The following is a 20,686-nucleotide window of genomic DNA, read 5'->3' as shown; positions in this document are numbered from 1 at the left end:
GGATGACCTGATGACGTTGTCGATGCACCTGATCTCGCTCGAAACGCGGCGCCTGGAGACGGCCACACGCAATCTAGCGAACGTGGCGACGCCCGGCTACCGACGCGAAGTCGCCTTTCAGGAAATGCTGGCGAACCATGCGTCGAACGCCGTCAGCGCGCCGACGACCCACCATGTCACCGACTTTTCGGCTGGCCGGCTCGTCCATACCGCCGACCCGTTCGACCTCGCGATCGCGGGCGACGGCTTCTTCGAGGTGGCGACCGACGCCGGCACCGCTTACACGCGCGCCGGCACGTTCCGGCGCGCGCCCGACGGCCGCGTGGTTACGCGCGCGGGCGGTTGGCCGCTGCAGGGCACGGATGGCGATGTCGTCGTGAGCACGGACGGCTGGCGCGTCGATCCGGACGGCACCGTGATCGATCACGGCGTTTCGACCTCGACGATCCGCGTCGTGGCCTTCGATGAACCGTCTCGCCTGCGGCGTATCGCCAACGGCCTGTACGCGCCTGACAGCGCACACGGGACGCAGATCGCCACGGCGCAGCTCGCCCAGGGCTTCGTCGAGGCCTCGAACGTCAATGCCGCCGACGATATGGTGCGGCTCGTCGAGGCGATGCGCCGCGTCGAAACCGGACAAAAGCTCGTGCATGCGTATGACGACCTGATGGGCACCGTATTGCAACGCCTCGGAGGCATGTGAGATGAACAATGTGTTCTACATCGGCGCGACAGGTCTCGTCGCCCAGCAAACCGCCGTCGACACGACGGCCAACAATATCGCCAACCTGAATACCCCCGCGTTCAAGCGCGGCGCGGTCGATTTCTCGGCGCTGCTGGCCTCGAGCGGCCGGTCCTCGTCCCGGCCGGGCGCCGGCGGCGCAGACGGCGCGGGCGTGTCTGCGTCGATGCGCCCGGTGTTCTCGCCGGGCACGCTGCGGCGAACGGACGATGCCTGGGACGTCGCGATCCGCGGCAACGGCTTCATCGAGCTCGACGCGGGCCAGGGCGACTCGGTGCTATGGCGCGGCGGCCGGCTGCGCGTCGGCGACGACGGCTATCTGCGCGCGTCGAACGGCGTCCCGCTGAAAGCGGCAATCTCGGTGCCGCGAGACGCCGAGCGTCTGGAGATCACGCCGGACGGACAAGTGCTCGCCGTCGTCCCGAACCAGGCCGCACCGCTCGAGATCGGCTGGGTCGAGCTCGTGCAGCTCACCGATCCGCGCGCATTGCAGGCGCTCGGCGATGGAACCTACCGGCTCGCCGACGACGGCAACGCCGTCATCCGCGCACGTCCCGGCGAAGACAACACGGGCACGCTCGCGCAGCGTTTCAGCGAAGCATCGAACGTCGCGCTCGCGGACGAACTCGCCGGCCTGATGCTCTACCAGCGCGCGTACGCCGCAAGCGCAAAGCTCGTGCAAGTCGGCGATGAACTGATGGCCATCGCGAACGGACTGAAGCGATGAGCCGGTTCACGAACGACCGCCGCGCACGCGCGGCGGCAGCGCGTCCATACCGCCTCGCCGCGGCTGCGACGATCGCCTGCAGCACGTTGGTGACGGCGCCGTCCGCCCGCGCCGACGCGCTCTACCAACCGGACAACTTCCGGCCGCTGATCGCCGATCGCCGAGCGAGCGCAATCGGCGATATCGTCACGGTCCTCGTCTACGAGCAGTCGAGCGCGAGCCAGACGGCCGACACGTCGACGCGCGCTGGCTTCTCGCTCAACGGCAGCGTCTCGACGCTCTACGCCGGCAACAACCGCGCGCAGGTCGGCGCGGGCGACGACTACGGCGGACGCGGACAGATCCAGCGCACCGGCCGCCTGCTCGCACAACTGAGCGCCACCGTCGTCGACGTGCTGCCGGGCGGCGACCTCGTCGTCGCGGGCGAGCAGCGCATCGACGTCAACGGCGAGAAAACCGGCATCCGCCTGAACGGACGCGTGCGCGCGATCGACATCGGCCCCGGCAACACCGTGCTGTCGACCCGGCTCGCCGATGCCCGCATCGATTACACAGGCGACGGTTTCATCACCGACCGCACGCGGCCCGGGCTCATTCCGCGCTTTCTCGCATGGCTCGGCCTATGGTGACCCGCTTCTTCCTGTCGCTGCGCCACGCGCAGTTGCTCATCGCGTTCGCGCTCGTCGTCGCCTGCGCGCCGCCGGCCATAGCCAGCACGAGTGCGGAGGTGCGGCTCAAGGACATCGGCCGCTTCCTCGGCTGGCGCGACAACATGCTGGTCGGCTACGGCATCGTGACCGGCCTCGCCGGCTCCGGCGATTCGCCGCGCAACCAGGCAACCCGTCAGGCGCTTGCGAACCTGCTGTCGCAGTTCGACCTCGTCGTCGGCCACGAGCAGATCCAGAGCCGCAACGTCGCGATGGCGATGGTCACGGCCGCGCTGCCGCCCGCCGCGCACCCTGGCGACGCAATCGACGTCAACGTCACGTCGATAGGGGATGCGCGCAGCCTTGCGGGTGGCACGCTGATCATGACGCCGCTGCGCGGGCCGGACCGGCAGATCTATGCGCTTGCGCAAGGCCCCGTGTCGGTCGGCGGCTACCGGTACGACGCGAACGGCAACCTGAAACTGAAGAACCATCCGACGGTCGGCATCGTGCCGCGCGGCGGCACGGTCGAAGTCACCGTGCGCGCCGCGCTCGCCGCGCAGGACGGCAGGTTGCGCTTCGTACTCGGCGAGCCCGATCCAGTCACCGCACAACGAATCGCCCAGCGTGTCAACGGCACGCTCGGAACGCAGGTCGCGCGCGCGATCGGCGCGGACGCCGTCGAGATCGACGCGCCCGCCGATCCCGCCGCACTCACCGCGTTCGTCGCCCGCATCGAAGCGCTGTCGGTTGCGCCGGACCAGCGCTCGCGGGTCGTCGTCAACGAGCGCACCGGCACGGTGGTCGCCGGCGGAGACACGCGGATCGCGCCCGTCACGATCTCGCACGGCGACATCCGGGTATCGGTCACGACCGAGTACTCGGCATCGCAGCCGAACTTCGTCACGCTGACCGGACGCGACGTGCGCAGCCTCGTGATCGCCAATAGCGAACTGTCGGTCGACGAAGCGGGCCAGACCGTCGCCATATCGTTCCCGCGCGGCACCGTCGGCGATCTGGTCCACGCACTTTCGAAAGCGCGCATCGGCACACGCGATGTCATCGCGATCCTGCAGGCCGTCAAGGCGGCAGGCGCGCTGTATGCGGAACTCGTCATTCAATGAAGGAGGAACTAGCGATGTCGATGGAATGGGTAGCCGCGATCGCCGGCAAGGCGATGGACGGCTTGTACGCACGCTCGGCCGCGATCGCGCACAACGTCGCGAACGCGAATTCGGCCGGCTTTTCGCCGCTGCGGGTGACGTTCGAGGACGCGCTGTCGGCCGCTGCAGCCACGCGGCCGGGCGATACGGACACGGTACGACGCGAGCGTGTCGAGGCCGTCCGGCCGCAAACGCTCGTGTCGCCGGACACGGTTCGGCTCGATCACGAAATCGCCGACGCGTCGCAGACGTCGGCGCGCTACACGCTGCTCGCGAACGTGGTCGCCCGCACGCTGCAGCTCAGGCAGCTCGCGGTGCGTGGAGGCTGACCATGTCGGACACGATCTTTGCGATCGCGCGTTCGGGGCTCGACGTCGAGCGTCAGCGCCTCGAACTCATCGCCCGGAATTTCGCCAACGCAGGCGTCGCTCTCGATCCCGCGGCCGAGCCGTATCGGCCGTTGCGGCTCGTATCGGCGCCGAACGTCGCGCCGGCCTTCCCCGATGCGCTGCGGCACGCATCCGGCACCGTGCCTGCCGAGCGGCTCGCCGGCACGCATGCGCTCGGCGTCGAAACACTCGACATGCCGCCGCGCGTGGTACGCGACCCTGCGCATCCGCACGCCGATGCGCAAGGCCTGGTTCGCTACCCGGGTCTCGATCATGCCGCCGAGATGGCGCTGCTGGTCCAGACCCTGCGCACCTACGAAGCGAACGTCGTGATGTTCAACGCTGCACGCTCGATGTATCTGCGTGCGCTCGACATCGGAGGGCAGTCATGACGCCCGTCGACGCCATCGCCGAATACACGGCGGAAGCGCCGCTCGCAGGGCTCTTCGCGCTCGCAACGAACGGCTTCGAAACGCTGCTGATGGACGGGGTGCGGAACGTCGACCGCGCGCTGCGCACCGCCGAGGCGGCCGGTGCAGCGTTCGCGCTCGGCGACGATCGGCCGCCGCATCAGGTCGTGCTCGCGCTCGAGGACGCGCGGCTCAAGCTGCAATTCGCGCTCAACGTGCGCGCGCGGCTCGTCGAGGGCTACCAGGAACTGATGCGGATGCAACTGTGACATGAATCGACCGATTTCGCGCCTCGGCGCCTATTTCGCGACCGGCTCGCGCACGCGCCAATTCGCGCTCGCCGGCACACTCACCGCAGTGGTCGGTTGCGCCGGACTCGCCGCCTGGTTCGCGTTGCGCCCGTCGTATCAGATCCTGGCGCGCGATCTGAAGCCGCAGGACGCCGCCGCAGTCGCCGCACAGCTCGACAAGGAAAAGATACCGTTTCGCTACGACGAGCAAACGGCCGCCATTCTCGTACCGGCTGGCGATGCGCGCGCGGCCCGCGTCATGCTGACGGGCACGGACCTGCGCCTGCAGGGCGTCGTCGGCTTCGAGCTCTTCAACCAGAGCGACTTCGGCCTGACGGAGTTCGCGCAGAAGGTGAATTACCAGCGCGCGCTGCAAGGCGAACTAGCACGCACGATCGCGACACTCGACGCGATCGAGCTCGCACGCGTGCACCTGAGCCTGCCGGAAGCATCGCTGTTTCGCCGCGACCGCAACCGACCCAAGGCGTCGGTCGCGCTGTTCGTTCGCGATGGCCACGTGCTCGAACCAGACGTCGTCAAGGGAATCCAGCGACTGGTCGCGGCGGCCGTGCCCGAAATGTCGGCCGCCGACGTCTCGGTGCTCGACCAGCGCGGCGCATCCGCCGATGCGCGCGGTGCCGACGTCGACGATCCGAAGTTCGCGCTGAAAACCGCCGTCGAGCAGCGTTACGAGCGCAAGATTCTCGCGCAGATCGCCCCCATCATCGGCGCGAACCGCGCGGCGGTCAGCGTCGACGCGACGCTCGACTTCGACCAGATCCGCACGACCCGCGAATCCGGCCTCACGCAGTCGTCTGCCGGTCAGGACGGCACGCCGGGCCTGCCGGTTCATCGCGCGCCCGCCGGGCCGCCGGCAACCAGCCTGCCGCCGCTGCCCGCCGCGCCGCCGGCGCCGGAGACCGCCCGCTCGGAGCGTAGCGTCGAGCAGATCGTCCGGAGCCCCGGCGCGATACGCAAACTGTCGGTCGGTATCGTGTTCGACGGCGCGATGCCGACCGACCAAGTCGCTCGCCTGCGCGATGTCGTCGCCGCGTCGATCGGTCTCGATCCCGCGCGCGGCGATACGCTCGCGACGTTCGTGCGCGAAGCCGCGACGGGGCCGGCAGACACGCGCCCCGAGCCGGTCGCGTCACCCCCGTCACCCGCGTCGATATCGACTTCGCACCATGAAAGCCGTCCGATCGTCGAACCCGCTAACGCGCTGCGACGGGCCGAACCGCTCTGGCGACATATCGTCGAGCTCGGCAGCGTGCCGCCGGGTGCGCTGCTCGCAGCAGCGGCGGGGGTCTGCGTCGCGGCGGCCTGGGCAACTCGCCGCAGACTACGTAGGCGGCACGCGCAACCACGACAGCTGAACGACGCCCAGCGCGCCGACTACGCGATGCGCCTGCGGCTATTGCTCGCCGAGCCTGGCAAATCGCCCGGAGATCCGCATGACGCCCGTTGACCAGGCGCGCCGGCTGCGTCGTACGGTGGCGGAACTCGCCCGCTGCAGGATCGAGGACGTCGAGTCGGTCTGGACGATGTTGTCCGTCGCCGAGCGCGAACGACTGCGGCCGCTGCTTGCCGAGGCATCGCGCGCGATCACGGGACATGCTGTGCCGCTCGCAACCGCGCCTGACGATGCAGAGGCCCGGATGCGCGCGGACCGGCTCACGCACGTGCTCGCCGTGCTGCCGGTCGAACTGTCGGCACGCATTGCGGCCGGGCTCGGCGATCTCGAACGAGACAGCGTATTCGTCCGATTGACCGACGCGCGCCGGCAAGCGCTGGCCGGCCATGTCGCGCAACACGCCGGATTCCGTCTGTCGCAGCACGCAGCCGATGCGCTGCGCGACGCCGCACTGGCGGTTGTCGCGACGAATCAAGCCGCGCCATCGGCACCGGTCCCGACGCCGCGCCCCCTGCGCGTCCGGCTCCGAAACTGGCTGGGAAGACACCGATGAGCAAGCTGCTGAAAGCGCATCGCGTGCGGCTCGAAAACGGGCACAAGCGGCTGGCGTCGGAGACCGCGTATGCGCGACGACAGGCATCGGACGAGTCGATCGCGTCGCCGAACCCGCACACGACCGAAATCGCCGAGCTGACCGCTCGAATCGCCGAACTCGAAGCGGCATGCGCCGCGCTCGAAAGCGCCCAGCAAGCCGCATACCGGAAAGGCATCGACGAAGGCGGCCGCGCGGCCGATGCCCGTGCGAAGCGCGACGACGAGGCACGCATCGATGTGCTGTCGCGCGGCTTGAAGGATGCACACTCCGCGTTACAGGTGCGATTCGCGTCGCTCGAAAGCCTTGCGCTCGACGTCGCCCGGGCCGCGCTGGAGCAGATGTTCGGTGCGACCGAATGCTATCCGGCCCTGATCGCGCAAACGATCCGGCACCACGTCGCACACATGCAAGCGGGCACGGTATTGACTGTCGACGTGTCGCGCGCCGACTTTCCCGACGACAACGCATTGCTGCCGATCGCCGCGGCCGCGCCCGATTCGGTCGTCACCGCACATCCGCACCTGCCGGCCGGCGCGTGCCGGCTCGGCCTCGCGCCGGGCCGCGCCGAGCTCGATCTCCCCCGCCAATGCGGCCGCCTGCTGGCCGCCCTCGACCCGTTACGCAGCGATGACGATCCGAACGCCACCTGAACACGCGTACGTCGCGGCGATCCGCGCAACCGATCCCGTGCGACGCACCGGCGCCGTCACGCGCGTGATGCCGACATTCGTCGAAGCGGACGGCCCGGGCGCGCCGCTCGGCTCGCTATGCGCAATCGGCGGCGAACGCTCGGAGCCGACACTCGCCGAGATCGTCAACGTCGAACGCACTCGCGTCACGCTCGCGCCGTACTCGACCGCCGCCGCGATCCGGATCGGCGACGAAGTCCACGCGCTGCAGACGGGCGCGACACTCCCCGTCGGCGACGCGTGGCTGGGCCGCGTCGTCGATCCGCTCGGGCACCCGCTCGACGACGGTGGGCCGCTCGGTCACTGCTCGGAGTCCTGGCCGCTCGCCGGCGTCGCGACGCCGCCGCTCGCGCGGCAGTCCCCCGAGCAGCCGCTCGAGACCGGCGTACGCGCGCTCGACGCGCTGTTGACACTCGGCGTCGGTCAGCGCGTTGGCCTGTTCGCGGGTAGCGGCGTCGGCAAGACGACGCTGCTCGGCTCACTCACGCGCGGCGTCCGCGCCGATGTCCGCGTGCTGTGCCTCGTCGGCGAACGCGGCCGCGAAGCCGAGGAATGCTGGAACCGGACGTTGTCCGCAGCCGAGCGCGCGCGCTCGACGCTCGTCGTCGCGACCTCCGACCAGTCCGCCGCGCTGCGGGCGCGCAGCGTGCCGGCCGCGCTGTCGATCGCCGAATACTTCCGGTCGCAAGGCGCGCACGTCCTGCTGATGATCGACTCCATTACCCGCTATGCGCTCGCGCTGCGTGAAACCGGCCTCGCCGCCGGCGAACCGCCGACCCTACGCGCATACACGCCGGGTGTGTTCGCCGCGCTGCCGAAAATCGTCGAACGCTGCGGCGCGCTGAAGGACGGCGGCGCAATCACTGCGCTGATGACCGTGCTGACCGAAAGCGACGAGATCGACGATCCGATGGCGGAGACGATGCGGGCGCTGCTCGACGGCCATATCGTGCTCAGCCGCGAACTTGCGGAGCAGGGACATTTCCCGCCGATTCACGTGCCGAAGAGCGTGAGCCGCGTCAGCCGGTACGTCGCGAGCGACGCGGAGCGCGCGCTGGCCGCCGACGCGATCGCTCAGCTTGCGCTGTACGAGACGTCGAAGCCCCTGGTCGAATCCGGGCTCTACACGGCCGGCAGTCATCCCGCGCTCGACCGCGCACTGCGCCTGCGCCCCGCGTTGCTCGCGTTCCTGCAGCAGGCCCCCGATCGCCCGACCGAACGGAAGCAGGCCATCGCGATGCTCGCATCCCTGTTGGAGACCACCGCATGAAATCCACTGCCCCGTTGACCGCGGCGACACGGATCGCCCATCTCCGTGCGCTGCAATTGTCGCGCGAGCGCGCCGAGGCCAAGCGGCTTGCCGACGCGCGCGAGGCCGCGCAGGCACGCGAACACGAAGCCGCGAACCGGATGGCGGCCATCGCGCGGGAGAGCCGATCCGGCCCCGCCAGCGCCGTCCTGCCGATCGATCTGCTGCGCAATCGCGCCGGCGCGATCGACGCGGCGCACGGTACCTGGCTGACGGTTGCCGAACAAGCGCGCGCCGCCACATCGCAGGCCGATGCGCACCGTCCGACACTCGAGCGGCACCATCAATGCGCGGACGCGGCCGACCGGCTCGTCGCGCAGGCGCGCATCGCCGAGCGACGCGCGCGCGACAAGGCGGACGACGCGCGGCTCGATGACTGGCTGTCGACCTGTCGGAGGCGTCCGTGAGCATTGCGCCGACTGCCACCGGACACTCGCACGACGGCGTCCCGGCCGAGATCGCGGCAGCGACGCGCCGGGACGGCGCGCCGTCGGCATTTGCGCAGACGTTACGCCAGCTCGAACGAGACATGTGGCGGGGGGCGGTAGCCGGCCACACGCCTCAGGCTCAGAAGTCACGCCCGCTCGCTCCGCTGCGCGGGTCATCGCCGGCGGCACCGGCCAGCGTTCATGCCGCCGATTCTTCACCGGCGATTCGAGCGGCGGTCGAAACGACGGCACTGCAACCGGGTACCGGGCACCGCACTCACGCGCAACCCGGCTCCGTGGTCAGCGATCGTCCGACACACACGCCGAGCCGGACACTCCCGTCCATAGGAGCTGACGCGCAGCCCGATACCTTGGCGCGCCCGCTTGCCGCGACGTCGACAGCTGCCTTCTATCGGGCAAGGCCCACTCCTGATCCGCAGCCGGCGCACGTTGCGAGCCAGCGTGCGTGCGCTTCGGAGCCTGGCGCAGCCGCACCGGCCGCTGCCGTACCGCCCTGCACGCTCAGCGTGCTGACGGGCGAGGCCGGCATCTCGGTTGCGATCCGCGCGACCGGTATCGACGACGCGACGCTCGCACAGCGAACGTTCGCCGAACTGCGCCGACTCGGCCTGCCTGACGCGCGGCTCTTCATCAACGGCAGGCTTTTCATCGCGACGAACCCACTCCCAGGAGGAACACATGGCGATTGACTCCCTCGGCCCCGTGCCCGGCGGCGGCACGCAAACCGATCCAACCGGGCTCGACCTGCAGTCGTTGCTGCGGATCATCGTGACCCAGCTCACCTATCAGGATCCACTCAAGCCGGTCGACAACTACGAATTCGTATCGCAGCTCGCCCAATTCACATCGCTCGAGCAGAGCCGCCAGATTGCATCGAAGATCGACGATCTGCTGTCCGTGCAATCGGCCACGCAGACGCTTGGCCTGCTCGGACGCAAGGTTGACGTGCGCGGCGACACGGGCACGATCTCCGGCATCGTCAAGGGCCTGTCGTTCAAGGACGGCGAATCGAAGCTGACGATCGAGTCCGAAGCGGGACAGTTCCTCACCGACGCGACGGTGTCGCAGATCCTGACGGTCCGTTGAGGAGGCGCCGATGCTCGACAGTCTCTACATCGGCATGAGCGGTCTCACGGCCTACTCCAAGGGCCTGCAGACCGTCGGCAACAACGTCGCGAACCTGAACACGCCGGGCTTCAAGTCGTCGACGCCGTGTTTCCAGGATCTCTACGACGGCCGGGCGACCGCGCGCGAGGCGACGCGCTCCGGCAGCGGCGTCGCATACGCGCAGGCTGCGCTGAACTTCCGGCAGGGCGAACTGCGCGGCAGCACGGGGCAGCTCGATCTCGCGATCGACGGCGACGGCCTGCTCGCGCTCCGCGACGGCGACACGACCCGCTACGCGCGAACCGGTCGATTCCAGATCGACGACGACGGTTTCGTGACCGAGCGGTCGAACGGGTTGAAACTCACCGCACTCGACCCTGCCGGCACGGTCTCGCCCATCTCGCTCGCGGGCCGGCTGCTCGACCCGCCGCGCGCGACGCAAGTCGTCCGGTTCACCGACAACCTGTCGCCCGGTTCGACCAACTTCGCCGTCCCCGGCGTCGATATCTACGACGCGAACGGAGCGAAGCACACGTTGAAGGTGTCATTCGCGCCGGATGCCGCCGTGATGCCGGGGCGCTGGAAAGTCACCGTTACCGATAGCAACGGCACGCCGCTCCAGATCGGCACGCTGCAGTTCCACGGCGGTATTCCCGAACCGGGCCAGGACAAGATCGAAGTCACGCTGCCGTCGTCGGGGCTCACGGTCAAGCTGGATTTTTCCACGGGCGTGACCGCATTCTCGTCAGGCGCCACTTCGACGCTGCGCGTGGCGAAGCAGGACGGCTATGCAGCCGGCACGCTCGCATCGATGAGCATCGACGACGACGGGCAGCTCGCGCTGCGCTACTCGAACGGGCAGACCGCCACGGCCGGCGCCGTCGCACTTGCTCGGTTCGCCGACCCGCAGCGCCTCGTGCAGCGAGACGCCGGCCTGTTCGACGCGACGCACCTGCCGCCGCCGCGCCATGCGAAGAGCGGCGATCCGCTTGTCGGCCGGTTGCGGGCCGGCGCGACCGAAGCATCCAATGTCGACCTGTCCGGCGAGTTCGGCCAGCTCATCCTCATCCAGCGTGGTTTCCAGGCCGCGTCGCAAGTGGTGAGCACGTCGAACGAGATGATCATGCAACTGTTCCAGATGCGGGGGCAGGGATGACGGATGCGATCCCGCGCTGGCGGCCGCTCGCCGACCACGATCTCGCCGAGGCCCGGTCGCTGTCGGAACATGCCGTTGCTCCTTGGCTGCGGGCATGGTGCGACGATGCGCTCCAAGTGGATAGCGTCGAGCGGATCGCCCCCATGCAGCCGTTGCCGTGGCCGCCGGCCAGCCATGTCTGGGCCTGCGGGCCGCATGTCCGATGGGCAATCCAGCCGTCCGCGCTCGATCGGCTCGTGCGCCGCGCGCTCGACCTGCCCGACGGCTTCGCCGCGACCGGATCCGATGCCCGCGCCGACGTGCTGCGCGCGTTCGAACAATCGATGATCGACGCGATGGCCGACACGCTGCGCACCATCGTTGGCGAAAGCGCCCCCGATGCACGGCGTCTGTCGCCGCTCGATACGACAGCGACAAGCGAACTTCGCTACGGCGGCATTCACGTCCGGCTCGCGCTCGGCCCCGCCGACGCGTGGTTGTCGATCGTCTACGCCGCGCCGTTCTGGTGGGCCAGGCAGGCGTCCGACGCCATCCCGGCCACGCCGCCCGACGTGCTGACGCCGCGCGCCGCAGCCCTCGAAGCGACCCGCACACGCGTTCATGCGCGAATCGGCTGCGCGGCGCTGCCCATCGCGCAACTGCTCGATCTCGCACCCGGCGACGTCATCGTCGTCGCCGACCGACTCGATCCTTCGATCTCGCTCGAGGCGGGAGACGCCGGCGGGTCAGCGCTCGGCATTGGTCGCCTCGGCCGCGTCGGCGAACAGCTTTCCGTTCAACTGCACTCGCTCGCAGAACCCAAGGAGCATCCATGACTCTTCACGCCACCTCAGCGCTTCCCGCCGTCATGCGCGTCGAGCTTCCCGAACAGGAAGCGCCTGCCGAATCCGATACCGAGTGCCTGACCGTTCATCCCGGCCTCGACCTTGTCCACGATGTCACCGTCTCCCTCGACATCCATCTCGGCTCATCGGATCTCTCCATCAAGGATCTGATGGCGTTGCAGCCAGGCTCCGTCGTCACGCTCGACCGCCGGATCGACGACTTCGTCGAAGTTCGCCTCAATGGGCGGACCGTTGCGCGTGCCGAAATCGTCGCGGTCGAGGACCAGTTCGGCATCCGGATCACCGACGTCATCCGGGAGCGCTGAATGCCGGAGTTCGCCTTGACCGCAGGATCGCTTCCGATGCCGACCGCTGTCGCATCCGGTACCGTGGCTGCTGCATCTTCGCCCTCCACGATCGCGCTTGGGCCAATGCTTGCCAACGGCGTCGACCTGTATAGGATCGGCGGCGCGCTCGTCCTGTGCATCATGCTCGGCGTCGCCGCGATTTTCCTGCTGCGTCGATACGGATTCGGCCGAGCCGACGGGGTCGGAATGCCAGCCGGCCGGAAATGCCTGACGATCGTCGACACGGTGCGGCTGGCGCCCCGCGTCACGCTTCACGTCGTTGAATACGACGAACGACACGTACTGCTCGCCCTCGATGCAAGCGGAATCACGTTGCTCGATGCGCACTCGCGCCCTGCGTCGGAGACGACGTCGTGACGCCACGCCTCTCGTCCGGCGTACCTATTCTGCCCACGTTGTCACGAGGGCTGCGTCTGTTGCTTGTCTGCGCACTGCTCTGCGGATTGACCGCGCATGCCGCCGAAGCGATTGCCGCGCCGTCCGGCACACCCTTCGCGCTCGATCGCGAGGGGGCGTCCGAGGCCGTACGCATCGCGGTAATGCTGACACTGCTGAGCATCGGTCCGGCACTGGTCGTTTCGATGACCGCTTTCATCCGCATCGTCATCGTGCTGTCGATGATCCGGCATGCATTCGGAATGCCCGAAACGCCACCGACGCCCGTGCTGATCAGCCTCGCGTTGTTCCTGACCGCGTTCGTGATGATGCCCACGTTCGAAACACTCAACCACGACGCGCTGCAACCCTTCATGGCCGGCCGCCTCGGCATCGACCGGGCGCTCGAAACCGGCGCGGCGCCGCTGCGCGATTTCATGCTGCGCCAGGTGCGCGACGACGAGCTGCGGCTGATGTACGAGCTGTCGCGCAAGCCGCTGCCCGACACGGCCGGCGACGTCGGGCTGCTGCAGCTCACGCCTGCATTCATCCTGAACGAGCTGCGCGTCGCGTTCCAGATCGGCTTCGTCGTGCTGCTGCCGTTCCTGCTGATCGATCTCGTGGTGTCGGCCGTGCTGCTGTCGCTCGGCATGCTGATGGTGCCGCCCGCGACCATCTCGCTGCCGCTCAAGATCCTGCTGTTCGTGCTGATCGACGGCTGGGGCCTCGTGCTGCGAGGAGTACTTGGAGGATTCCGATGACGCAGGCGGGTGCGAGCAACCAGAATCCGCGAACGGCCGACGGCGGCAACGCACGGCCCGAAGCGGAGCTGTGGCGCATGTGGGCCACCGAGCGTTGCGCACGCACCCGCGAAGCCGTGTTTGCGCATTACCTGCCCTATGCGCGCGCCATCGCGGCGCGGCTCTATGCGGGACGGCATCGCGACGACGTCGAGTTCCGGGATTTCGTCCAGCTCGCGTGTATCGGTCTGCTCGAATCGATCGACCGCTTCGATCCGGCGCGCGGCGTGGCGTTCGAAACCTTCTGTACGACGCGTGTGAAGGGCGCGATCCTGAGCGGGGTCGAGAAACTGACCGATGGCCAGGAGCAGATCTCGTTCTCGCGGCGTGTGCGACGGGAGCGCGTCGCGTCGCTCCAGACCGACGACGAGCCCGCGGCACGCGACACGTTCCAGGCACTCGGCGCACTGGCGGCCGGGCTCGCGCTCGGCTTCATGCTCGATGGCACGGGGCTCGTCGCACCGCCAAACGACGCCGCGCACCCGGATGATCTGAGGCTGCCCGGGGCAGCCTATCGCGGCATTGCGTGGCGCCAGACGAAAGACCGGTTGGTCGACGCGGTCGGGCGTCTTCCGGAACGGACCAGAAAAATCATTCAGTACCACTATTTTCACGGCCTTGGATTCGAGCAGATCGCCGATATCCTCGGCCTCAGCAAGGGCAGGATTTCGCAGCTGCATCGCGCTGCGCTCGCCGATCTGCGCAAGCGGCTCGGGGAGCCGGAACACCTGCATGTGATCGGATGAAGGAGACCTCGATGAATCGCAACCATGATGACATCACGCTATGCGATGACGATACGATGGGCGACATTGCCCGTCTGATGAGCGGCCCCGACGACGAGGCGCTCGTGCAACTCGACGCCGCGCTGGCGCACTGGCCGGGGGACCATCGGCTGTGGTTCCTCCGAGGGTCGATCTACGCCGGACAGCAACGCCGCAACGAAGCGCGCGCCGACTTCTCGCAGACCATCGCGCTCGCGCCGGATTTCGACATCGCGCGCTTCATGCTCGGGATGATCGAATTGCTCGACGGGCAAGTTTCCGAGGCGACGGCCATCTGGGCGACGCTCGACGAAAGGCTGTCGCAACACGATGCACTACGGTTGTTCAAGACAGGACTGCTGGCGCTGTGCGACGACCGATTCGATGCCGCGCTGGACTGGTTGAAACGCGGGCTCGTAGTGAACCAGCGCTATCCGGGTATCGACGGATATATCGAGACGATCGTCGCGCACCTCGAGACGCTGATGCGAAAGGCCGACGACGAAGCGATGAGCGGGCATCTTCTGTTGTCCGGCTATCTCGCGTCACGGACGCGTCATTGACGACCATCGGAGTGCTCATGGATCCCGTTTCGACAATCAATCAGGTTTTGGCATTACTGCGGCAGCAGATCGTCGACCGGACGCGGCGTCCGGCAAGTCGGCAGGCAGGCCCGAAAGCCGTACGAGACGGCAACCAGGTCGACGCACGCGCGGCGGGGGCGGACTTGCGTACGTTGTTACAGAAGAGGATCGGTGCGCTGCACGCCGCCGGCATCGACGACGCCGCGCGATTGGCGCGAGCGGTGATCGACGTCGCGCTGCGGTACGAATTCGGCCCAAGGCTCGCCAATGAACCCGAGTTTCAGGAGATGGTGGAGTGGGCGTGCAAGGGAGTCATGGAGGACAGGAGCGCGTCGGCACTGGTGGGTGACGTGGTGCGCGAGATCGGGCGGGGGGCTGTAAAACGGTGAAGCTCACATGCGTGTTTTCTAACTGGGGGCGCCCGGCGCTTTGCTCGGGGCATTGCTCGGGGCCGAGCCACACACTACGATCACCCCGCCTGGTCGTGTCCGGAACACAATGCGATTTGCATGAATCGACATGCCGCGGCCGTCGCGGTGGTGCAGGTAGGAAAAGACTCCGCCTCCGACGAAGTGCAAGGTGTGAGAGGTTGTTTCATGCACGTGTGCGATCTCGTGTCGGAGAATCAGCGAGAGATCGTCGATCTGGACCCTGCGGATTTCGGGAACGGTCGCGTTGATTTCGCCTGATTCGGAGACGAGGTATCGGTCGCCTTCAGGCCCCTCGATGAGGTGGCTGCCATCGGGAAAGTCGGTGCGTGTGCTGCCGGGGATGTCGACGTAAGGCCCAACCGGCACGATGGCCGGTGGGCCAACTTCTTTCGGCAGGCTCTGGTCGGCGTTCATTTTGAATTGGAATCGCCTACTACCTGGGCAACGGCTGCGCGAAAATCGGCATCGTCAAGCAGCCTACCAACCAACTTGCGATACAGTGCCTCATACTGACCCGCTGCCAGGGGAATGGCAGACACGCCGATGAACGGTGAATCCCATGTCGATTCCGTCCGCAATGTGTGGTCATAAAGCACCGTGCCTGAGCGCGTAACAACGAAGCGCGCTCCCAGCGTCGCCTTACCTACCCCCACGGGTGCTTCGACCATACTGTCAATCAGCGTGCCGGTGATCACAATATCGGAGTGCATATCCAATAAGCCAGCAGACTGCAGCTCGACACGCAGAGTTTCGCGCAAATACTGAGCCATTGAGTCATTGACTGGTGAGCGCACCTTGTTGCTGCGGATACTGACACCCCGGTCCATACTCGCCGGTTTGGACGCATCCAATTTGAAACGCCCAACTTCCACAGCATGAATTTCGCCTCTGTCATTGCGCAGCCTAGCGGCGTTCTCGATGGTCGGCTGCGGTGGGCTCATCGGCATTTCAGTGCAGCCGGTCATCAGTGCGCCCAGCAATGCCAGCCATGTTGCGCACCGCAGATGTGCGTCAGTTGAATGCTGGATCATGAGACAAGTCGTTAAGAGCGTTGCTCAACGCGTCGCGCGTCACCTTGTTGATTGCCTCCAGCACCGACGTCGCCTTTTGTGCAGTAGCGGGGGGACTCGCATTGCCAATCGTCGTATGGATCGCGTGCCGAACCGTCTTTACGATCGGCGTGGGCTGGCCCAGAGGCAAATAGCTCAGTGTGCAGATATAGCCGTCGGTGACGGTGCTGCCAGCCAAACCGAAGGTCAAGCCGGTAACAACACCCTTGGAAGCTGCGTCTTCGGTCAGCGGAATGTTGTTAAGTGTGACGTTGAGCAGGCCTGCGTTTGGTGTCGGATCAGTCGAGACTGCTGAAAAAAGAGCGCTGTCCTTCACTTCTCTGCTGACCGCGTCCTTGAGCAAGTCGGTGACTCGAGGATTTGGCACGCCCTTGGTCTGGAACTCGAAAACAAGTTGCACCGGCTTTGGATTCACCACACTCTTCATCTGCGCAACCGGTACCTCCTTGGTGGCCGTATCCACATAGACGCTGGCGCAACCTGTCATCATCGATGCGAGGATAAGCATCGACGAAATAGCCATTGTACTAATGAATGATTTTTCAAAGTATTTCATTGCATCCCCCACGAACCCAACATTGATAGAATTTAAAGCATTCAAAAACAAACCAATAAATCGGCACTCGATCACACCAAATCATCTACATCATTTAAATTTCCAAATCGAACATTCAAAACACATCGCTACACCCGCCGGCGCAGGTCCGCCCAGTAGCTGAACGCGCGCGCCTTGCCCTTTTGATTGCCTCCGTCGACGTATACCGACTTCAGGTTCACGTTCACGTCGTAGTTGTAGTAGCTCGATGCCGGATTCCACCCCGGCGCGTTCGGGCTCGTGCATTGCAACACCGCCGTCTTCTGCTTCGCGCCGTCCACCGTTCGTGGAAGTCACTCCACTGCCCTTCTTCCAGTCCATCGACATATCGACCTTCGCTAGCTAGGCTTCAGCTTGGGTAGTAAGCGCGAAACAGCCCGTGACGAATCCACCGAGAACCATCCTCCGACATGTAGCGCGTATAGCGATAGTGAGTCTCCCCAGTGTCATAGGGAATCTCTGCAATCGACATTGAAGCCGAGACGTCTACGCATCACGTCATCGCCGACGACTGGCTACGATGCGCAATCTCCGGAATCTGCGAGATGTGCCTCGATGACGACGAGCGCTGGCGCATTTCCAAGGTTTTTTCTAGCGCAGCTAGCGCTCATGCAACAACGCCGCGCGCAACGCGGGCGTTGTTAGGCTATTGATGACCGAATGGGCACAAGGTTCGGCCAATGTACCCTATCAGCCTGCCTCCTTGTCTTCGCGGTAAATGGCGTGTGCCATATCGCGTGCGTCATTCAGCGAAATTTCAAAGACGCCACTAATCAATACAATACATTCAAAGTTCTTGTACCCGTCCTCTCGAGCTTTGCGGAATACTTCTTGTGGTGACGCGCCTGCGTCTTTCATCGCGATATATGGCGTTGGGTCTTGGCGAAGTTGTACGCTCATTTTTGCAAATCCTCCAGTCGGCGCAGGATGGGAACATACTTATTGAACCCAAATGAGTTGATGAGAACTGGATCACCTGGCGTGAACCCTCTACGAACCAGGACATTCGCAAGCGCATCATTCTGGAGATCTGCTCCGAATAGCTCCTATGGAACAAGGCTTTCCAACCTATCAATACGATTCGGTCCAATTTTTTTGTCCAGACGCATATTTTTTACGTTTGCTAGCCCCCACGATCGAAGGGAGACGAGCGATACAACTAAAAAAGAGACCGGAAATACCGAACGGCGCTCCGGCTCACTTATCTCCACCGATGGTCAGACGAATAACGAATCCCAAAGAATATGCTTCGCATACGATCTGGCATCTTCCTCCGTATCGCAAAAAGCCACTTCATATTGCTCAAGAACGGATTTCCATGAGTAGCCACTGTCTTGCAGCGCCCTCTCTACATCCGCACGCAACCCAGACGCAAATACATAACTATTATTTATGTTTCTCAACAACAAAGAAACCGCCTCTTCTTCAGAAGTTTCAGAAGCGGCGCCAAAATAACTCGCCAAAACGTGATCAATATATTCGTACATTTACTTCACCGGATAAATGGTTATAGTCTTCCAAAGACCAGACAGCGCATCGTATTCATAGACGCCAGTGGCGCGCGACAATCCATTACCATATCGAAGCGGCCCCGAAACCCCTGGCACCCTACTCACTCGATCAAAGCCACGCCCCGTAGCTGCCCCCACATTAACTCCCTCGACAACGACCCGATCCGCTCCAGGCGGGACAAAGGCGATTGCCCTATCGAGATAACCTTCTCTAATTATCAAATCAGCACGTGCCAACAAAGCATCAGAGTTAAATGCTGTTGAAGACGGTGGAACGACTGCGAGACCGGACCTTCTATCCAATACAACGGACCTATCAGGCGCGACACCAGTAGTTGCACGAATAAATAGATCATTGTCTGTTACAGACCCACCATGTCGAGCCAAGGCATGCCCTTCAGACTCAATTCGAGCAATTGCGGCTGAGTAGTTAGTCCCAACACCGCCATTTTCGACTACATACGACAGCCCACCCGTCTTGGCAAGATAATTTTCCGACATCCGAGCCAGGTTCGGTCCAAACATCGCCGCGCCACGTTCGAGTGCCGCTCCAGTTAGGCGAGTCGCTGCGCCGACAGCACCCGGCGTTGCCGCAGACAACGCCATATCCATCAGGGATCCGCCGAGTCGATAGGCAGCACCCGCTTCGTCTCGTCGGTACAGCGCGTCAATTGGGCCGACCACTCCCTTCACCACGCCCGCCGTGATACCACTTGCGTCGCGGGCAATCGTGCCACCAAGATTGCTCGCCTCATAAGCGTCCGCGTAATGCCCACCGATCGCTGCCGCTGTATTCAGCGGATGAGATACGATGCCCCACGCACCGCTCACGAACTCCAGACCGCGGTCGACAATGCCCTGAGCTGCCTGCGCCGCCGGATTAAAAGCCAACTGGCTTTCGAACCAGCTCAAATTTCGAATCGTCCCCAACTCGGTGAGCGACTGAGAAATCGGTCCGTCAGTTGACCCCACACCTTCGATGAGAACGTGAACTCCAGGCCCAAACCCTTCATCAACCTGTTGTGATGCCGCCAGTTGCAAATCGACAATACGCTGCGCCCGCATTTGCTCTATGCCGGCAGCGGTATCGTAATTTCCGAGCACCGCAGCACCAGTTTGGAGAGTGTTAGCGAATTGGATGTACGACGTATCGGCTGGCACAAACCCCATGCCACCAGCACCCACTCCACCCGGCAATATCTGACCATTCATCGCAGCAATGGCTTGCTGCGTGCGCAAATCGGTCGACGTCGGTGTGCTCGCGATTTGGTCAATAATCATATTACCAAGGGTGGACGCAATCGCATCCATCGTGATCGCCCCAACATTGCGCCCCAGGCTCCCGCCGCGCACCACCGTACTCGCCGCCCCGGCCGCCATCCCGGTACCGACACCACGCACCGCCGTGTTGAACCTATCCGCCCGCAGCGCCGACTGCGCCATCCCCTCCCACGCATCGCCGTATTGCAGTTGACCGATCGCCTGATTCGCCGCGTACCCTACTCCCGACGCAATCGCGCTCGCCGCCACGCCCTTCCAGTCGAAGCGATCCTGCAACCCGGTTGCCAGACCAATACCCTGCGTCGCCACCGAGCGCACCGCGCCCTGCGCAGCGGCCGTGCCGAACGAGCCGGCCGGCATCGCGCTCGTCACCCCTCCGGCAATCGCCCCACCCATCGCACCCAGCGCCACGCCATTCCAGTCCAACCTCTGCTGGGCCCCGCCCGCGATCATCACGCCCTGACTCGCCATCGAGCCGGCCGCACCTGCCACCGCCCCCGCGCCCACCGCCGCAGCCGTCGACGCAGCACCGCCGGTCAATCCCACTGAGCCCGCCAGCGAAGCCATATACGGCGATGTCGTTCCATACGTCACCACCGACACGACCACCGCCACCACGATCGCGATCACCGGCAGGAACCCGCCGCACCCGCCTCCCCGACTCGGCGGCGGCGGCGGATCCGGCAACGTCGGCTGCGTATCCCCGATCGCCTGACCCGGGTCGTACGGCTTGAACGTGCTCGCCGTGTTGTGCACGTTCGTCACCTTGTTCGGCACCGTCAGCGTCTGTCCCGCCTTCAGCTCGTCCGTGCTCTTCAGACCGTTCGCGTCCGCCAGCACGTACCACAGCGTCTCGTCTCCCCACAGCGCCGACGCGATCGACTTCAGCGTCTCCTCTTCGCGCACCGTCCACGTCCCGGGGCTCGCCCCCGGATACGTTCCGTCGATGCGCATGTAGTTCTCGTCGAAGTCCGCCACGCTCACCGGCGTCGTCAC

General features: G+C 65.4%; 29 protein-coding genes. 22 read left to right on the top strand and 7 right to left on the bottom strand.

Annotated features, from left to right (window positions below):
* The first annotated feature begins 10 nt into the window (after positions 1-10).
* The 22 genes from KVT39_RS28985 (at position 11) to KVT39_RS28880 (ending at position 15,191) form a co-directional block, all read left to right on the top strand.
* On the top strand, positions 11-703 hold the full coding sequence (locus KVT39_RS28985; RefSeq protein ID WP_254640678.1) for a flagellar hook-basal body protein: 693 nt from the start codon (positions 11-13) through the stop codon (positions 701-703).
* 1 nt (position 704) lies between these two features.
* Positions 705-1,469 (top strand): flagellar hook-basal body protein, encoded by a 765-nt coding sequence (locus tag KVT39_RS28980; protein ID WP_217590760.1) that lies wholly within the window; start codon positions 705-707, stop codon positions 1,467-1,469.
* Positions 1,466-2,098 (top strand): flagellar basal body L-ring protein FlgH, encoded by a 633-nt coding sequence (locus KVT39_RS28975; protein WP_217590759.1) that lies wholly within the window; start codon positions 1,466-1,468, stop codon positions 2,096-2,098. Before KVT39_RS28980 ends, KVT39_RS28975 begins: the two co-directional genes overlap by 4 nt.
* On the top strand, positions 2,092-3,240 hold the full coding sequence (locus KVT39_RS28970; RefSeq protein WP_217590758.1) for a flagellar basal body P-ring protein FlgI: 1,149 nt from the start codon (positions 2,092-2,094) through the stop codon (positions 3,238-3,240). The genes KVT39_RS28975 and KVT39_RS28970 overlap by 7 nt, the downstream gene beginning before the upstream one ends.
* Entirely contained in the window at positions 3,237-3,608 is a 372-nt protein-coding gene (locus tag KVT39_RS28965) for a hypothetical protein (RefSeq protein WP_217590757.1), read from the top strand. The genes KVT39_RS28970 and KVT39_RS28965 overlap by 4 nt, the downstream gene beginning before the upstream one ends.
* A gap of 2 nt (positions 3,609-3,610) precedes the next feature.
* On the top strand, positions 3,611-4,060 hold the full coding sequence (locus KVT39_RS28960) for a flagellar basal body rod protein FlgC (RefSeq protein ID WP_217590756.1): 450 nt from the start codon (positions 3,611-3,613) through the stop codon (positions 4,058-4,060).
* Positions 4,057-4,347, top strand: a complete 291-nt coding sequence (locus tag KVT39_RS28955; protein ID WP_217590755.1) for a flagellar hook-basal body complex protein FliE — start codon at positions 4,057-4,059, stop codon at positions 4,345-4,347. The genes KVT39_RS28960 and KVT39_RS28955 overlap by 4 nt, the downstream gene beginning before the upstream one ends.
* A 1-nt stretch (position 4,348) precedes the next feature.
* A complete protein-coding gene (fliF, locus tag KVT39_RS28950) occupies positions 4,349-5,836 on the top strand; it encodes a flagellar basal-body MS-ring/collar protein FliF (protein WP_217590754.1) in 1,488 nt (495 codons plus the stop codon).
* Positions 5,823-6,335: a hypothetical protein gene (locus tag KVT39_RS28945; RefSeq protein ID WP_217590753.1), complete on the top strand. Its 513-nt coding sequence runs from the start codon at positions 5,823-5,825 to the stop codon at positions 6,333-6,335. The genes fliF and KVT39_RS28945 overlap by 14 nt, the downstream gene beginning before the upstream one ends.
* Positions 6,332-7,027, top strand: coding sequence for a hypothetical protein (locus tag KVT39_RS28940; protein WP_217590752.1), 696 nt, complete (start codon positions 6,332-6,334; stop codon positions 7,025-7,027). The genes KVT39_RS28945 and KVT39_RS28940 overlap by 4 nt, the downstream gene beginning before the upstream one ends.
* Positions 7,005-8,336, top strand: a complete 1,332-nt coding sequence (locus KVT39_RS28935) for a FliI/YscN family ATPase (protein ID WP_217590751.1) — start codon at positions 7,005-7,007, stop codon at positions 8,334-8,336. The genes KVT39_RS28940 and KVT39_RS28935 overlap by 23 nt, the downstream gene beginning before the upstream one ends.
* Positions 8,333-8,782: a hypothetical protein gene (locus KVT39_RS28930; protein WP_217590750.1), complete on the top strand. Its 450-nt coding sequence runs from the start codon at positions 8,333-8,335 to the stop codon at positions 8,780-8,782. Before KVT39_RS28935 ends, KVT39_RS28930 begins: the two co-directional genes overlap by 4 nt.
* Positions 8,783-9,330: 548 nt before the next feature.
* Entirely contained in the window at positions 9,331-9,513 is a 183-nt protein-coding gene (locus KVT39_RS28925) for a hypothetical protein (RefSeq protein ID WP_217590749.1), read from the top strand.
* Complete coding sequence (locus tag KVT39_RS28920; RefSeq protein ID WP_217590748.1) at positions 9,503-9,910, top strand: flagellar hook assembly protein FlgD; 408 nt, start codon at positions 9,503-9,505, stop codon at positions 9,908-9,910. The genes KVT39_RS28925 and KVT39_RS28920 overlap by 11 nt, the downstream gene beginning before the upstream one ends.
* Before the next feature lie 10 nt (positions 9,911-9,920).
* Positions 9,921-11,087, top strand: a complete 1,167-nt coding sequence (locus KVT39_RS28915; RefSeq protein ID WP_217590747.1) for a flagellar hook protein FlgE — start codon at positions 9,921-9,923, stop codon at positions 11,085-11,087.
* Positions 11,084-11,902: a FliM/FliN family flagellar motor switch protein gene (locus tag KVT39_RS28910; protein WP_217590746.1), complete on the top strand. Its 819-nt coding sequence runs from the start codon at positions 11,084-11,086 to the stop codon at positions 11,900-11,902. The genes KVT39_RS28915 and KVT39_RS28910 overlap by 4 nt, the downstream gene beginning before the upstream one ends.
* Entirely contained in the window at positions 11,899-12,237 is a 339-nt protein-coding gene (gene fliN, locus KVT39_RS28905; RefSeq protein ID WP_254640672.1) for a flagellar motor switch protein FliN, read from the top strand. Before KVT39_RS28910 ends, fliN begins: the two co-directional genes overlap by 4 nt.
* Positions 12,238-12,636, top strand: coding sequence for a flagellar biosynthetic protein FliO (locus tag KVT39_RS28900; RefSeq protein ID WP_217590745.1), 399 nt, complete (start codon positions 12,238-12,240; stop codon positions 12,634-12,636).
* A complete protein-coding gene (gene fliP, locus KVT39_RS28895) occupies positions 12,633-13,415 on the top strand; it encodes a flagellar type III secretion system pore protein FliP (protein ID WP_368858938.1) in 783 nt (260 codons plus the stop codon). Before KVT39_RS28900 ends, fliP begins: the two co-directional genes overlap by 4 nt.
* A complete protein-coding gene (locus KVT39_RS28890; RefSeq protein WP_217590744.1) occupies positions 13,412-14,200 on the top strand; it encodes a sigma-70 family RNA polymerase sigma factor in 789 nt (262 codons plus the stop codon). The genes fliP and KVT39_RS28890 overlap by 4 nt, the downstream gene beginning before the upstream one ends.
* An 11-nt stretch (positions 14,201-14,211) precedes the next feature.
* On the top strand, positions 14,212-14,781 hold the full coding sequence (locus tag KVT39_RS28885; RefSeq protein WP_217590743.1) for a tetratricopeptide repeat protein: 570 nt from the start codon (positions 14,212-14,214) through the stop codon (positions 14,779-14,781).
* 17 nt (positions 14,782-14,798) lie between these two features.
* The gene (locus KVT39_RS28880; protein ID WP_217590742.1) at positions 14,799-15,191 is read left to right on the top strand and encodes a hypothetical protein; all 393 of its coding nucleotides are present in this window, start codon (positions 14,799-14,801) and stop codon (positions 15,189-15,191) included.
* A gap of 18 nt (positions 15,192-15,209) precedes the next feature.
* Here the strand turns inward: KVT39_RS28880 and KVT39_RS28875 are convergent, their stop codons facing one another.
* From KVT39_RS28875 to KVT39_RS28845, 7 genes are all read right to left on the bottom strand, one after another.
* On the bottom strand, positions 15,210-15,647 hold the full coding sequence (locus KVT39_RS28875; RefSeq protein ID WP_217590741.1) for a hypothetical protein: 438 nt from the start codon (positions 15,645-15,647) through the stop codon (positions 15,210-15,212).
* Entirely contained in the window at positions 15,644-16,264 is a 621-nt protein-coding gene (locus tag KVT39_RS28870; protein WP_254640671.1) for a hypothetical protein, read from the bottom strand. Before KVT39_RS28870 ends, KVT39_RS28875 begins: the two co-directional genes overlap by 4 nt.
* The gene (locus tag KVT39_RS28865; protein ID WP_217590740.1) at positions 16,245-16,859 is read right to left on the bottom strand and encodes a hypothetical protein; all 615 of its coding nucleotides are present in this window, start codon (positions 16,857-16,859) and stop codon (positions 16,245-16,247) included. Before KVT39_RS28865 ends, KVT39_RS28870 begins: the two co-directional genes overlap by 20 nt.
* 128 nt (positions 16,860-16,987) lie before the next feature.
* Positions 16,988-17,179 carry a hypothetical protein gene (locus tag KVT39_RS28860; protein ID WP_217590739.1) on the bottom strand — a complete coding sequence of 64 codons (192 nt, stop codon included), beginning with the start codon at positions 17,177-17,179 and terminating at the stop codon, positions 16,988-16,990.
* 409 nt (positions 17,180-17,588) lie between these two features.
* Positions 17,589-17,798: a hypothetical protein gene (locus KVT39_RS28855; RefSeq protein WP_217590738.1), complete on the bottom strand. Its 210-nt coding sequence runs from the start codon at positions 17,796-17,798 to the stop codon at positions 17,589-17,591.
* A 317-nt stretch (positions 17,799-18,115) separates the two neighbouring features.
* On the bottom strand, positions 18,116-18,385 hold the full coding sequence (locus KVT39_RS28850) for a hypothetical protein (RefSeq protein ID WP_217590737.1): 270 nt from the start codon (positions 18,383-18,385) through the stop codon (positions 18,116-18,118).
* Positions 18,386-20,686 (bottom strand): LysM peptidoglycan-binding domain-containing protein (locus KVT39_RS28845; protein WP_217590736.1); only part of this gene is annotated, 2,301 nt, incomplete at its 5' end.

Origin of the sequence: Burkholderia sp. GbtcB21 (genome assembly GCF_019091065.1) — a bacterium.
GTDB lineage: Bacteria > Pseudomonadota > Gammaproteobacteria > Burkholderiales > Burkholderiaceae > Burkholderia > Burkholderia pyrrocinia_C.
Note: the sequence above shows the minus strand (reverse complement) of the source record. Positions and strands in the feature narration are given on the sequence as shown.

Coding starts and splice junctions, on each gene's coding strand:
- KVT39_RS28960 (WP_217590756.1), top strand. CDS start 3,611: ATGTCGGACACGATCTTTGCGATCGCGCGTTCGGGGCTCGACGTCGAG.
- KVT39_RS28855 (WP_217590738.1), bottom strand. CDS start 17,798: ATGAGCGTACAACTTCGCCAAGACCCAACGCCATATATCGCGATGAAA.
- KVT39_RS28885 (WP_217590743.1), top strand. CDS start 14,212: ATGAATCGCAACCATGATGACATCACGCTATGCGATGACGATACGATG.
- KVT39_RS28900 (WP_217590745.1), top strand. CDS start 12,238: ATGCCGGAGTTCGCCTTGACCGCAGGATCGCTTCCGATGCCGACCGCT.
- KVT39_RS28975 (WP_217590759.1), top strand. CDS start 1,466: ATGAGCCGGTTCACGAACGACCGCCGCGCACGCGCGGCGGCAGCGCGT.
- KVT39_RS28880 (WP_217590742.1), top strand. CDS start 14,799: ATGGATCCCGTTTCGACAATCAATCAGGTTTTGGCATTACTGCGGCAG.
- KVT39_RS28915 (WP_217590747.1), top strand. CDS start 9,921: ATGCTCGACAGTCTCTACATCGGCATGAGCGGTCTCACGGCCTACTCC.
- KVT39_RS28980 (WP_217590760.1), top strand. CDS start 705: ATGAACAATGTGTTCTACATCGGCGCGACAGGTCTCGTCGCCCAGCAA.
- KVT39_RS28865 (WP_217590740.1), bottom strand. CDS start 16,859: ATGAAATACTTTGAAAAATCATTCATTAGTACAATGGCTATTTCGTCG.
- KVT39_RS28970 (WP_217590758.1), top strand. CDS start 2,092: ATGGTGACCCGCTTCTTCCTGTCGCTGCGCCACGCGCAGTTGCTCATC.
- KVT39_RS28945 (WP_217590753.1), top strand. CDS start 5,823: ATGACGCCCGTTGACCAGGCGCGCCGGCTGCGTCGTACGGTGGCGGAA.
- KVT39_RS28850 (WP_217590737.1), bottom strand. CDS start 18,385: ATGTACGAATATATTGATCACGTTTTGGCGAGTTATTTTGGCGCCGCT.
- KVT39_RS28920 (WP_217590748.1), top strand. CDS start 9,503: ATGGCGATTGACTCCCTCGGCCCCGTGCCCGGCGGCGGCACGCAAACC.
- KVT39_RS28940 (WP_217590752.1), top strand. CDS start 6,332: ATGAGCAAGCTGCTGAAAGCGCATCGCGTGCGGCTCGAAAACGGGCAC.
- fliN (WP_254640672.1), top strand. CDS start 11,899: ATGACTCTTCACGCCACCTCAGCGCTTCCCGCCGTCATGCGCGTCGAG.
- KVT39_RS28965 (WP_217590757.1), top strand. CDS start 3,237: ATGAAGGAGGAACTAGCGATGTCGATGGAATGGGTAGCCGCGATCGCC.
- KVT39_RS28870 (WP_254640671.1), bottom strand. CDS start 16,264: ATGATCCAGCATTCAACTGACGCACATCTGCGGTGCGCAACATGGCTG.
- KVT39_RS28875 (WP_217590741.1), bottom strand. CDS start 15,647: ATGAACGCCGACCAGAGCCTGCCGAAAGAAGTTGGCCCACCGGCCATC.
- KVT39_RS28985 (WP_254640678.1), top strand. CDS start 11: ATGACGTTGTCGATGCACCTGATCTCGCTCGAAACGCGGCGCCTGGAG.
- fliF (WP_217590754.1), top strand. CDS start 4,349: ATGAATCGACCGATTTCGCGCCTCGGCGCCTATTTCGCGACCGGCTCG.
- KVT39_RS28935 (WP_217590751.1), top strand. CDS start 7,005: ATGACGATCCGAACGCCACCTGAACACGCGTACGTCGCGGCGATCCGC.
- KVT39_RS28890 (WP_217590744.1), top strand. CDS start 13,412: ATGACGCAGGCGGGTGCGAGCAACCAGAATCCGCGAACGGCCGACGGC.
- KVT39_RS28930 (WP_217590750.1), top strand. CDS start 8,333: ATGAAATCCACTGCCCCGTTGACCGCGGCGACACGGATCGCCCATCTC.
- KVT39_RS28910 (WP_217590746.1), top strand. CDS start 11,084: ATGACGGATGCGATCCCGCGCTGGCGGCCGCTCGCCGACCACGATCTC.
- KVT39_RS28955 (WP_217590755.1), top strand. CDS start 4,057: ATGACGCCCGTCGACGCCATCGCCGAATACACGGCGGAAGCGCCGCTC.